The organism is Bacillus sp. 22446, assembly GCF_052044955.1.
In the GTDB taxonomy this organism is placed as follows: domain Bacteria; phylum Bacillota; class Bacilli; order Bacillales; family Bacillaceae; genus Bacillus; species Bacillus altitudinis.
This window is the reverse complement of sequence record NZ_JBQEOD010000002.1, coordinates 320749-332779: the sequence shown is the minus strand read 5'-3', so window position 1 is coordinate 332779 and position 12031 is coordinate 320749. Positions and strand designations below refer to the sequence as shown.

At 42.0% G+C, this 12031-nt stretch carries 12 protein-coding genes; all 12 read right to left on the bottom strand.

Annotation, left to right across the window (positions count from 1 at the left end):
* Nucleotides 1–2: 2 nt before the first annotated feature.
* Complete coding sequence (gene tsf, locus ACTJJD_RS05980) at nt 3–884, bottom strand: translation elongation factor Ts (protein ID WP_007499558.1); 882 nt, start codon at nt 882–884, stop codon at nt 3–5.
* A gap of 91 nt (nt 885–975) precedes the next feature.
* Nucleotides 976–1710, bottom strand: coding sequence for a 30S ribosomal protein S2 (gene rpsB / locus ACTJJD_RS05975; protein ID WP_007499561.1), 735 nt, complete (start codon nt 1708–1710; stop codon nt 976–978).
* Nucleotides 1711–1865: 155 nt separating this feature from the next.
* Nucleotides 1866–2405: a hypothetical protein gene (locus ACTJJD_RS05970; protein ID WP_045034267.1), complete on the bottom strand. Its 540-nt coding sequence runs from the start codon at nt 2403–2405 to the stop codon at nt 1866–1868.
* Nucleotides 2406–2426: 21 nt separating this feature from the next.
* Nucleotides 2427–3194, bottom strand: coding sequence for a FliA/WhiG family RNA polymerase sigma factor (locus tag ACTJJD_RS05965; RefSeq protein WP_007499565.1), 768 nt, complete (start codon nt 3192–3194; stop codon nt 2427–2429).
* 24 nt (nt 3195–3218) lie between these two features.
* Complete coding sequence (locus tag ACTJJD_RS05960; protein WP_007499566.1) at nt 3219–3719, bottom strand: chemotaxis protein CheD; 501 nt, start codon at nt 3717–3719, stop codon at nt 3219–3221.
* Entirely contained in the window at nt 3719–4345 is a 627-nt protein-coding gene (locus ACTJJD_RS05955; protein ID WP_007499567.1) for a chemotaxis protein CheC, read from the bottom strand. Before ACTJJD_RS05955 ends, ACTJJD_RS05960 begins: the two co-directional genes overlap by 1 nt.
* Nucleotides 4346–4357: 12 nt before the next feature.
* Nucleotides 4358–4819 (bottom strand): chemotaxis protein CheW, encoded by a 462-nt coding sequence (locus ACTJJD_RS05950; protein WP_007499568.1) that lies wholly within the window; start codon nt 4817–4819, stop codon nt 4358–4360.
* Between the two features lie 24 nt (nt 4820–4843).
* Nucleotides 4844–6871, bottom strand: a complete 2028-nt coding sequence (locus ACTJJD_RS05945; RefSeq protein ID WP_052320408.1) for a chemotaxis protein CheA — start codon at nt 6869–6871, stop codon at nt 4844–4846.
* Between the two features lie 5 nt (nt 6872–6876).
* Nucleotides 6877–7959, bottom strand: coding sequence for a protein-glutamate methylesterase/protein-glutamine glutaminase (locus tag ACTJJD_RS05940; RefSeq protein WP_008344775.1), 1083 nt, complete (start codon nt 7957–7959; stop codon nt 6877–6879).
* A complete protein-coding gene (locus ACTJJD_RS05935) occupies nt 7956–8861 on the bottom strand; it encodes a MinD/ParA family protein (protein ID WP_052320407.1) in 906 nt (301 codons plus the stop codon). Before ACTJJD_RS05935 ends, ACTJJD_RS05940 begins: the two co-directional genes overlap by 4 nt.
* Entirely contained in the window at nt 8858–9976 is a 1119-nt protein-coding gene (gene flhF, locus ACTJJD_RS05930; RefSeq protein ID WP_440608175.1) for a flagellar biosynthesis protein FlhF, read from the bottom strand. The genes ACTJJD_RS05935 and flhF overlap by 4 nt, the downstream gene beginning before the upstream one ends.
* Nucleotides 9976–12009, bottom strand: coding sequence for a flagellar biosynthesis protein FlhA (gene flhA, locus ACTJJD_RS05925; RefSeq protein ID WP_008344782.1), 2034 nt, complete (start codon nt 12007–12009; stop codon nt 9976–9978). Before flhA ends, flhF begins: the two co-directional genes overlap by 1 nt.
* Nucleotides 12010–12031: the final 22 nt, after the last annotated feature.

The following is a 12031-nucleotide window of genomic DNA, read 5'->3' as shown; positions in this document are numbered from 1 at the left end:
CATTATTTTTTCACTTGGCTCATGACTTCTTCAGCAAAGTTGTCTTGACGCTTTTCGATACCTTCGCCCACTTCATAGCGAACATAAGTTTGAACAGTTGCGTTTTTCGCACCTACAACTTGTTTCACTTTTTCATCTGGGTTTTTAACGAATGCTTGGTCAAGTAAGCAAATTTCTTCGAAGAATTTGTTTAGACGGCCTTCTACCATTTTAGCAACGATATTTTCAGGCTTTCCTTCTTGAAGCGCTTGTTGTGTTAATACTTCACGCTCACGGTTTGCTTCTTCTTCAGACACTTGGTCACGAGAAATGTATTTAGGGTTTACAGCAGCAACGTGCATTGCGATGTCTCTCGCAAGCTCTTCATCAGTTGTTCCGTTAAGAACCGCTAATACACCGATGCGTCCGCCCATGTGTAAGTAAGAACCGAATGCAGCGTTATCTTCTTTTGTGATGACTGAGAAACGGCGCAGCGTAATTTTTTCTCCGATTTTCGCAATTGCAGAAGTAATATGTTCTTCAACTGTTGAACCATTTTCCATTTTAGAAGCATGTGCTTCTTCAATTGTTGCAGGTTTCGCAGCAAGTAAATGATCAGCAAGTTCGTTAAGAAGATTTTGGAATCCTTCGTTTTTCGCAACGAAATCAGTCTCAGAGTTTACTTCTAGGATAACACCAGTGTTGCCGTCAGTTTTAATAAGAGTTAATCCTTCTGCCGCAATACGGTCTGCTTTTTTCGCAGCTTTTGCGATCCCTTTTTCTCTTAGAAGATCGATTGCTTTGTCGATGTCACCATCAGTTTCTGTTAACGCTTTTTTACAGTCCATCATACCTGCACCAGTTTTTTGACGCAGTTCTTTTACTAATTGAGCAGTAATTGCCATTTTACATTTCCTCCTTCTATGTTAAAACACGGATTACTAGGTGAAAAAAAGGTGATAAAAGGCAGTTCCCTCTTATCACCTTTTGAATAGGTTACGCAGTTGTTGTTTCAGTTTCTGTCGTTTCTTCTACAACAGCTTCTTCTTCGCCTTGTTTAGACTCAAGAATCGCATCTGCCATTTTAGCAGTTAGAAGTTTTACAGCACGGATTGCATCATCGTTTGCAGGGATCACAACATCAATTTCGTCTGGATCACAGTTTGTGTCAACGATACCGATAATTGGGATATTCAATTTACGAGCTTCTGCAACTGCAATACGCTCTTTACGAGGGTCGATAATGAAAAGTGCATCTGGAAGACCCTTCATGTCTTTGATTCCGCCTAGGAATTTTTCAAGACGTTCTAATTCTTTTTTCAGTTGAACGACTTCTTTCTTAGGAAGAACTTCGAACGTACCGTTTTCTTGCATTTTTTCAATATCTTTTAAACGTTTGATACGTTTTTGGATTGTTTCAAAGTTTGTTAACGTTCCACCAAGCCAGCGTTGGTTTACATAGAACATACCAGAACGGATTGCTTCTTCTTTCACTGAATCTTGTGCTTGCTTTTTCGTACCAACGAAAAGGATTTTTCCTCCGTCAGCAGCAAGGTTTTTCGTGAAGTTGTAAGCTTCCTCTACTTTTTTCACCGTTTTTTGAAGATCGATGATGTAGATACCGTTACGCTCTGTAAAGATGTAACGCTTCATTTTTGGGTTCCAACGGCGTGTTTGGTGACCGAAGTGAACACCAGCTTCTAGCAATTGTTTCATAGAAATAACTGACATGTTGTTGCCTCCTAATATAATGGTTTTTTTTCCTCCGCTTAAGTCATGTTCACATAAAACTGCGCCACGGCAGCACCTTCATACGAATCATTAAGCGTGTGTATTTAACACCAAGAAATAATATAACACATGATGGACTGACAATCAAGAATCCTTTACAGCTTTCCGCTAAATTTTAATAAAAGCTCGATTTCTGTCTTGCCCGTTTTTAATTCTTTCGCTATTTCTTCTAATGATAGCCCTTGATCATATAAGGCCTTTACTTGATCCTCAAATGTTTCTTCTCTTTCACTTTCAGAAGGCGCAGAAGCTTCTGTTTCGAGACTTGAAACGGGTTCGTTTACCTTCTCTTCCTGCACCTCAACTTCGCTAAGGAGAGCCGACAGGTGCTCTGGAACTGGATCTTCACTTTCTACCGATTGCTGGGATTCAATTGGTGGTTGTGGCTGCTTTGGTGTCTGAAGATCCGATTTCAGCTCTTCAGCAGAAAAATCAGGGGAAGTGGCTGCAGCTTTTGATAGTTTTTCATTCTCTTCTTTGACTTCCATCAAAAATGCAGCCAGGGTATTTTCCGTTTCTTCTAAAAGCTCTCGCTGCTTTTGTTCTGTTGCCTTCAGCGAATTCATTCTCGTGTATAAAATGATCACAAAATAAATAAGTGCAGCATGAAGCATAAAGCTAATCAGCCATAGCATATTTTTTCACTCACTAACTCTTTAAGATTGAATGGCTTTATCAAGCAGATGCTTAAGCTTGAACAATGCCTTTGAATGAATTTGCGAAATGCGGGAGGTCGATAAATTAAGCACTTGACCAATTTCCGTTAACGTCAATTCCTCTTTATAGAAAAGACTAATCACAAGCTTTTCTTTTTCCGAAAGCTCTGTCATTTTTTCGGCAAGCTGTTCAATTAATTCATCTTTCAGCATTTTCTCTTCAGGTGTCACAGTCTTTTCATCGCGAATCATGACTTGAACGTTTTCTCCGTCTTCTTGATCATGCAGCTTCTCATCAATCGAGAGCAAATTCGCAAAGAACCCTTCATTCATCGTTGTGACCACATCTTGTTCACTCATGCCGAGTTCTTCAGCAACCTCTGTTGGTGTCACATTTCGTAAATATCGCTGTTCAAGCTTTTCAATTGCCGCTTCTACTTTTTTTGTTTTTTCTCTTGATGTACGAGGCAGCCAGTCCTCTTTACGAAGACCGTCGATGATGGCCCCGCGAATTCTGAAGGATGCATATGTATCAAACTTCAGATCTCTTCCGGGGTCAAATTTTTCAAGGGCATCATATAAACCGAGCATCCCTAGACTGATCAAGTCTTCTTTGTGCACTGACTTCGGGAGACCGATGGAAATTCTTCCAACATGATATGTGACGAGCGGCATATAGCGGCGCATAAGATCATCTCCAGCAGCTGGGTCCTTCCACTCTTTCCATCTAGCCCATAGCGCCTGATCTTCGTAATTTAAGGATTGCATCTTTCTCCCCCTATACTTCCTTAGTTATATCTTCATAATGCCTTGTTTCACAGTGCGGATCTCAAGTTCTGTTGTAAGCGGATCGAATTCAATCGTGCGTCCATTGTTTCCGCCCGTGTCCTCACTAATGATCGGGATATGATGAAGAGACAGATGTTCTTTCACAGCTGATACATTTCTAGGTCCAATTCTCATCAGATCATTGGTTGACTTAAATTTAAACATTTCTGCACCGCCAGCAAGCTTCGCTTTTAGCGCATGTTTGCGCGCTCCTTCTTTTAAGAGCAGATCAATTGTATGCTTGACACCTGTATCTGCATACTTAGCCAAGTTCTCTACAGCTCCTTTTGAAAGAGAGGAGTCTGGAAGCATGACATGGACAAGTCCTGCCAGTTTTTTTTCTTGGTCAAAAAGGACAAGTCCTACGCAAGAACCGAGACCGGATGTCCGAATACGGTCCGGTGTTTTCACAAGCTGAACATCCGCTATACCAACCTTTACAACTGCCGGAATCTGCACGTTCATTATAGGTTACCTAATGCTTTGAACAGTTTTTCAAACGATTCAAAGTCTGGTAATAGAAACATATTTCCTTTCAGCTCTTGCTGATTTTGATCATCGAAAATCGATGTATCAATCACAATCGCCTGATCGCCGAGAGGGCTAAACTGCATTAATCCTTCACTAATGACAGCCCCGAACATGTCGAGCGTGACATCTGGAACACTTGGGTGAAGCTGCAGTTTTGTTAAATCGGCAAGTGCTGATAAATAAGAGCCTGCTAAAATATTTCCTAGCTCATGAAGCGCTGATGTTCCTAGCATGTGTTCATGAATCGTATCAATATCAAATGCTGGGTCCTGAACAAGCTCTCTTACAAATTGTTCAGCTTGTTCAAACGGCATAATGAAAAAGATTGAACCGGTAAGATCACCCTCCATTCGCAAAAAGATACTGGCAACTGGAAGGTCTGCTCCACCAAAGAAATCCATTAAATCTTCAAACGAGAGAACTTTGACAAAAGGAACAGCCATATCAATTTTGCGATTCAATAGGCTGGCAAGAGCAGACGCTGCATGGCCTGCTCCGATATTCCCAACCTCACTTAATATATCTAGCTGTTCATCTTTAATTTCATTGAAAATGCTCATCTCACATCCCCCTTAATGAACAGGTGCATCTTGCACGCTCTTGTCGAGGACCGCACCAGCATGAATGATATTGAATAGACGCTGATCATGCTTAATAATTCCTGTCACCCATGACAGTCCTTCTTTTTCAGCTGTATCAGTAGAAGATTCTACCTCTTCCTGATGAACAGTAATGACATCATTTGCTTCATCAACAATCCAGCCGACTTCAATGTCACCAACTTGTACAATAATCATTCTTGTTTCGTCTGTAATCTCGTTGTCAGTTGATCCAAGTCTCACTCTAAGGTCAATGACAGGTGTCACGACACCACGTAGATTAATGACACCGCAAATATAAGGGGCAACGCCAGGAACTCTTGTCGGCTGCTGCCATTTTTCAATGGACTTTACTTCTGATACTGAAATGGCGTATTCTTTTTTGTTTACGATAAACACAATCATCTTTTCGCCAGTTTTGATATCTGTACTCATTTCAGACCGCTCCTCTATTGTTTTTTACTTGATCAGTGCATTACAGTCAACGATGAGTGCAACCTGACCGTCACCTAAGATTGTTGCGCCTGATATCGCAAATACGTTTGGTAGGTAATCTCCAAGTGATTTTAATACGACCTCTTGCTGACCGATAAACGAATCGACCACAAATGCTGTTAGCTTGTCTCCTTTACGGACAACAATAATGTGCAGTTCTTCTTCTAAATCATTCGCATTTGGTACGTTGAACTGTTTCTTCAAGTACACAACCGGTACGATAAATCCGCGGAAATCAATGACTTCACGATCATGCGTTTGAAGGATGTCACTCTTCTTAATGACAGCCGTTTCTATAATAGAAGAAATCGGAATAGCAAATGTTTCTTCCTCTAGTTTCACAAGAAGTACGGAAATGATCGATAATGTGAGTGGAAGCTGAATTGAGAAAAGTGAGCCTTGACCTTCTGTTGAGTTAATACTCACAGAACCACCTAATGATTCCAGCTTGTTTTTCACAACGTCAAGACCTACACCTCGGCCCGAGATATCAGAAATCGTATCAGCTGTAGAGAACCCTGCTGCAAAGATCAATGAATCAATTTGGTGATCTTCAAGTGTTTCCGCTTCTCTTTCCGTAATAACTCCGCGCTCTAATGCTTTTTCAAGGACCTTTTTACGGTTAATCCCGCCGCCATCATCTTCTACTTCAATGAAGACATGGTTTCCGCTATGATACGCTTTTAATAGAACGGTTCCTTTTTCTGGTTTGCCTTTTTTCACACGTTCTTCTGGTGATTCAATCCCGTGATCGAGACTGTTTCTAAGTAAGTGTAAGAGCGGATCGCCAATTTCATCGATCACTGTTCGATCAAGCTCTGTCTCAGCACCTTCAATGATCAGTTCAATTTTCTTATTGAGCTCTTTCGTCAATTGACGAATCATACGAGGGAATCTGTTAAACACCGTTTCTACAGGCACCATTCTCATGTTCAAGATGATCGATTGCAGGTCGCCAGAAATACGGGACATTCTTTCCACTGTATCCGTGAGTTCGTTGTTTTCAAGTTCTTTGGCAATCTGTTCTAAACGTCCTCTATCTATGACAAGCTCTTCAAACAGGTTCATAAGTGAATCTAGACGATCGATGTTGACACGGATCGTTTTCGTTCCGCCGGCAGCTGCACCGTTATTGCCATTTGCTTTTGGCGCATCGTTTGCTGGCGCTTTAGTGGCAGGAACTGTGGCTTCTTCATTTTTCTGCTCAGGTTTCGCTGCTTTTGTTTCAGCCGGAGCCGCTTCTTCAAAGGCAGAGACTTCAGAAATCTCCACTTGTTCAACCTCTGAGATCGCTGTCACGATTTTTTTCACTTCTTCCATCGGCTGTTTCGATAAGTAAGAAATGCTGAATTCAGATTCAAAATCTTCTGATTCTAAAAGTTCTGCATTCGGAACCGTTTTGACAACTTCTCCTGCTTCGTTCAGTCTTTCAAAAATCATATAGACACGAACGGCTTTTAATAAGCATGCGTCACTTAATGTCACGGTCAGCTCATAACATTTAAAGCCTTGTTCTCTTGCTTCATCAAGAACTGTTCGTTCAAATTCGTTATAATCTAGGTCGCTTGCAGCTGATGATGCTTCAGCTGTCTCAACGGCAGATGCTGTTTCTGCATGGCTTCCTGTCACATCTAGTTTTTTACTAATCTCCGTGACATCACGTTTTCCATCCCCGCCCTCTGCAATCGATTGAACCATTGCTTCAAGGTGATCGAGTGCTTCAAACATCGTATCCATTGATTCAGGAGTGACAATCATTTGTTCGTTTCTGATGGCATCAAACATGTTTTCTAAATGATGTGTTAATTGAGCCATATCATCATAGCCCATCGTTGCACTCATGCCTTTCAGTGTATGAGCGGCTCTGAATATATCATTCACTAGCTGCAAGTCTGTTGGGTTCTTTTCTAATTCAAGAAGTTTTTCATTACAAGTTTGTAAGTGTTCTCTGCTTTCATCTAAAAAGATATCTAAGTATTGGTTTACATCCAACGTGTTCACGCCCTCTCTTTTTTCATGGAGCTTATAATTGCATGTGCGATGTCATCCACATGCCTTGTTTCATGTGCAAGGCCTGCTTTAATGACTGATTTAGGCATTCCGAAAACAACACATGATTCTTCTTTTTCTGCAATGACTTTTGTATGACCACTTGCGACCATTTTTTTGACACCTTCTGTGCCGTCACTACCCATTCCTGTCATAATGACAGCGATTTTCTCGTAACCTTTTATGTTGCTGATGGATTCAAATAAATAGTTAACAGAAGGTTTGTGACGGCTGTCAGTGTCTTCTGGGGACAGCCTGATCACTAAAGCTGCCCCTTGTTCATGAAGTGACATATTCAATCCACCAGGAGCTATGTAAGCCACTCCATTTTTAGCGATGTCTCCATCTTGAGCTTCTTTGATCGTAATTTGTGATAAATGATCTAATCTAGTAGCCAGCGATGCCGTAAATCCTGCCGGCATATGCTGCACAATCAAAATCGGCGCCTCTATGTCTTTTGGCAGCTTCGTGACGACTCGTTGAAGCGCCCTAGGCCCTCCCGTAGAAGTTCCGATTGAAATAATCTTTCGGAGTGATGAGCCGCTTCTTACTTCTTGCAGGCGGGGAGCGGCCGCTGGAATTGGACTTGGCGGCTTCATGAACGGCTTAGGAGAAACTTGTTTCTCAGTACGTTTTCTAGACAGGCCTGCCGCAAGTACCCGCTCTACAATTTGACCTCTTACTTTGTGTAAATCGAGCGAAATACTTCCTGAAGGCTTTGTCACAAAGTCAAAAGCACCGAGTTCTAAGCAATGGATGGTTAATTCCTTCCCTTGCTTCGTCTGGCTTGACACCATAATCACAGCAAGGTCGTGTTCAGCCAGAATTTGTTTTAATGCTTCTGTTCCATTTAGAACAGGCATTTCCACATCAAGTGTGACAACATCTGGATTCAATTCCTTAATCCGTTTTAAGGCATCTTCTCCATTTCTCGCCGTTCCGACGACTTCAATTTCTTGCTCGGCACTTAGGAAATCACTGATGAGTTTTCTCATAAAAGCCGAGTCATCTACTACAAGCACTCTAATCATGAGTCCACTTTCCTCCTTTTAAAAAAAGAGGACAACTTATCTATAAACGTATGCTGCTCTCTCTGTGCCTCTCTTATCTGCTGATGATAAAGTGTTTCAGCCAACATTTTAATGGTTTTACTTAGCCTTGAATGAGGCTGCTTCATATAAAATGGTATTTGTTCAGTGACTGCTTTAGGAACAGCAGGATCATCAGGTACCGCACCAGCAAACACAAGCTTTCGGTGTAGAAATGACGTCACCACTCCCGCTAATTTCCGGTACGTTTCAGATCCTTCCGAAGGGGTTTTACACCGGTTGACAATGATTTGAACAGACTGTTCAAACTGATGAATGGCTAAGTGCTTAATTGCGCTGTAGGCATCCATGATGGATGTTGGTTCTGGCGTTGTCACAACGACCACTTCTCCTGCCGATAAGACAAATGGGAGTTGATCTTTTGACAAGCCTGCACCCATATCAAAGAATATACAATCAAAGTCATTCAATATTTTCTCCATCTCTTCTAAAAAGAACGACCATTGATCTTTGTCTAAAGAAAACAGCTGTTCAAGCCCGCTTCCGCCAGAAATGTAATACAGATTGTCCGTTCCTTTTGTCATAGCCGCTTGGAAGGATTTTTTTCTAACAAGCACGTCTAATATAGAGCTGGTCGATGTTTTCCCTAGTAAAATATCAATATTCCCCATGCCAAAGTCGAGGTCGATGATGAGCACTTGCTTGCCCGTACTTGCGATAGACAGTGCCATATTCAGTGTCAAATTCGATTTACCTACTCCGCCTTTACCGCTCATGACAGCAATGGTTTTCGCTTGTCCATTCGCATGAAGAGAGTTCGGTACGATCAGTTGGTTCTGCTGAACAAGCTTTCTTAAACCTTCGGCTTGGTCAGGCTTCATCATTGTAAGACCATCCTTGTCAAATCAAGGGGGGAACTCTCAAGAATATCCTCAGGCACATTTTGGCCATTTGTTAAAAACCCGAGCCCGATTTGAGATTCTGCAATGATTTGAAAGATCGTTCCCATCGTGTCTGTTTCATCAACTTTTGTAAAAATAAATTGATCGATTGGAACGTGTTCAAAACGTTTGACCATGGCTTTCATATCTTGATATTTCGATGTCGCACTCATGACAAGAAAACTTTGAATGCTTTCATCAAATGGAATGATATCTGTCAGCTCTTTGATGTACGCCTCTTCTTTAAAGTTACGGCCTGCTGTATCGATGAAAATATGATCATAGTCTTTAAAGGTCTGCTGTGCTTTCACAAAGTCCTCTCTTGAATAACAAACCTCAAGAGGTGCATTCAGCAGTTCAGCATATGTTTTTAGTTGTTCAATCGCTGCAATCCGGTACGTATCTGTTGTGATAAAAGCAATTTTCTTTTGCTGCTGAATAGCCGTTTTCGCAGCCAGCTTTGCAATCGTTGTCGTTTTACCAGCACCAGTTGAACCAAACAGCACAATGTATTTCGAACGAATCATCGGCTCATCAGAAGTGTGAGCCGGCAGCATCCCTGTGAGTAATTTTTCAAGTTCTTTTTCAATCTGCTCTTCTTTCACAGCACCCTTTGTTAAAAGACCCTTTAAGCATTCATCTCGAATCTCATCATCAAGACCTTGATCCTTTAGCTTTTGATCCATTTTCATGAGAGAATCCGGCAAGATCCCGGCATGGCGTTCGTTTCTTGCATATTCTATAGGCTGAGAATGAGAAGGCGCTGCTTTGACTGCTTGAGTGGCAGACGGCAGCTCTTGTGTAAGGTGTTGAGTCTGCTCCTTTTTCGGTAACACCGGGATAGGCGCAGCTGCTGGTTGTAATCCTTTGCCGGCTCTTTCTTCAAAATCTTGATCCAGCACTGCAATCACTTCGACCATTTGCTGTTTCTTTAAACCGAACAGCTTTCGTTTGACAACGGTTTTCGAATTTAATATGACGGCATCCTTCCCAAGCTGCTGCCTGATTTGGATCGTTGCCTCCTGCATAGAATTCGCTGTGATTTTTTTCATTTTCATTAGATATCCACCACTCCGATGCTCTGTACTTCCACATTTGCTTCTAGTTCGTTATAAGATAGTACCGGTAAATCTGGGAAATATCTTTCTAACAACTGTTTGACGTACATTCTTATAGGAGGTGAGCATAATAGAACCGGCGTTTCCTGACGAAGCGAAAGCTGTTCAATTTCTCTCGCCACTGATTGAATCACACTTTCAGAGGATTCTGGATCTAACGATAAGTAGTTCCCATGCTCTGTTTGCTGCACGCTGTCTGCAATCACCTTTTCGACTCGGCCTGAGCATGTCACGACTTTCAGTGATTCATTTTCTCTTGCATACTGTGCAGTAATCTGTCTTGCAAGTGCCTGTCTAACATACTCTGTTAGCAAGTCTGTATCAGTCGTTAATTTTCCGTAGTCTGCAAGGGTCTCAAAAATGGTCACAAGGTTTCGAATGGAGACCTTTTCTTTCAGAAGCTTTGCAAGTACTTTTTGGATATCCCCGACCGCTAGTGGATTCGGTGTTACCTCATCTACTAGAACTGGATAACTTTCTTTCAGATGATCGATTAATTGCTTCGTTTCTTGGCGTCCAAGCAGTTCATGGGTGTTTTGTCTAATCTTCTCTGTGATGTGGGTAGACACAACAGATGCTGGATCGACCACTGTATACCCAAGCATTTCAGCCTGATCTTTTTCTGCTTCTGATATCCATTTTGCCGGCAGACCAAAGGATGGTTCGATTGTTTCAATTCCTTCAATCGGATCATCATCAGGCGTTGGAGACATCGCTAAGTAATGATCGAGCAGCAGCTCTCCTTTTGCCACTTCGTTCCCTTTTATTTTGAGCCTGTATTCATTCGGGTTCAGCGCAATGTTGTCTCGAATACGGACAACTGGAATGACAAGACCTAGTTCAAGAGCAAGCTGCCTTCTGATCATGACAATTCGGTCTAGCAGGTCTCCGCCTTGATTGGCATCTGCAAGCGGGATCAACCCGTAGCCAAATTCAAATTCAATGGCATCCATTTGCAGGAGATGAATGACACTTTCTGGACTTTTCATCTCTTCTACCTCTGCCTGTTCTTCCAGTACTTCTTCAATCTCTTCTTGATCCTGTTTGTTCTTCGACATCATGTACGCACCGAGTGCAAGTAAACCTGCGATCGGCCCTGTCAAAAGTACGCCAATTGGCGTAAACAATCCAAGCAGGAAGATCGTACCTGCTGTGACGTAAAGCATGGCAGGGAAGGCAAAGAGCTGACCCGTAATGTCTGAACCAAGGTTTCCGTTAGAAGCCGCTCTCGTGACAACAATCCCTGTCGCTGTTGAGATGAGAAGTGCAGGGATTTGCGACACAATTCCGTCCCCTACTGTTAAAAGAGTAAAGTGGGAAGCTGATTCTTGAATCGACATTCCTTGCTGAATCATCCCAATAATGATGCCAAAAATAATATTGATAATAACGATGATAATACCTGCGATGGCATCCCCTTTAACGAACTTACTTGCACCATCCATCGCACCATAAAAGTCTGCTTCTCTTGCTACTTTTTCACGGCGGTTTCTAGCTTCACTTTCTGTCAGCATTCCTGCATTCAAATCTGCGTCAATACTCATCTGTTTACCTGGCATCGCATCGAGTGTAAATCTGGCCGCAACCTCTGATACACGCTCTGCCCCTTTGGTGATGACAATAAACTGAATGATGATCAGAATAAGGAAGACAACCAGACCAACGAGTATATTGCCCCCAACAACAAATGATCCAAACGTTTCTACAACCTTACCAGCATCTCCAGTTGATAAAATAGAACGGGTTGTAGAGATGTTAAGCCCTAAACGAAACAGTGTTAAGAGCAAAAGCAAAGATGGAAAAATGGAAAATTGCAGTGGTTCTTGCATGTTCATTGTGGTGAGAAGCACGATAAGCGCAAGAGAAATATTAATAATGATTAAAATACTTAATAGGATGGGCGGAAACGGTATGACCAGCATCGCCACGATTAAAATAACACTGAATAAAACAGATAAATCTCTTGCTGACATGCCTGTTCTCTCCTTTTAAAAC

What these genes read in the sequence shown, in the direction of transcription:
- tsf (WP_007499558.1), bottom strand. Translation starts at nt 884, where the DNA reads ATGGCAATTACTGCTCAATTAGTAAAAGAACTGCGTCAAAAAACTGGT.
- rpsB (WP_007499561.1), bottom strand. Translation starts at nt 1,710, where the DNA reads ATGTCAGTTATTTCTATGAAACAATTGCTAGAAGCTGGTGTTCACTTC.
- ACTJJD_RS05970 (WP_045034267.1), bottom strand. Translation starts at nt 2,405, where the DNA reads ATGCTATGGCTGATTAGCTTTATGCTTCATGCTGCACTTATTTATTTT.
- ACTJJD_RS05965 (WP_007499565.1), bottom strand. Translation starts at nt 3,194, where the DNA reads ATGCAATCCTTAAATTACGAAGATCAGGCGCTATGGGCTAGATGGAAA.
- ACTJJD_RS05960 (WP_007499566.1), bottom strand. Translation starts at nt 3,719, where the DNA reads ATGAACGTGCAGATTCCGGCAGTTGTAAAGGTTGGTATAGCGGATGTT.
- ACTJJD_RS05955 (WP_007499567.1), bottom strand. Translation starts at nt 4,345, where the DNA reads ATGAGCATTTTCAATGAAATTAAAGATGAACAGCTAGATATATTAAGT.
- ACTJJD_RS05950 (WP_007499568.1), bottom strand. Translation starts at nt 4,819, where the DNA reads ATGAGTACAGATATCAAAACTGGCGAAAAGATGATTGTGTTTATCGTA.
- ACTJJD_RS05940 (WP_008344775.1), bottom strand. Translation starts at nt 7,959, where the DNA reads ATGATTAGAGTGCTTGTAGTAGATGACTCGGCTTTTATGAGAAAACTC.
- ACTJJD_RS05935 (WP_052320407.1), bottom strand. Translation starts at nt 8,861, where the DNA reads ATGATGAAGCCTGACCAAGCCGAAGGTTTAAGAAAGCTTGTTCAGCAG.
- flhF (WP_440608175.1), bottom strand. Translation starts at nt 9,976, where the DNA reads ATGAAAATGAAAAAAATCACAGCGAATTCTATGCAGGAGGCAACGATC.
- flhA (WP_008344782.1), bottom strand. Translation starts at nt 12,009, where the DNA reads ATGTCAGCAAGAGATTTATCTGTTTTATTCAGTGTTATTTTAATCGTG.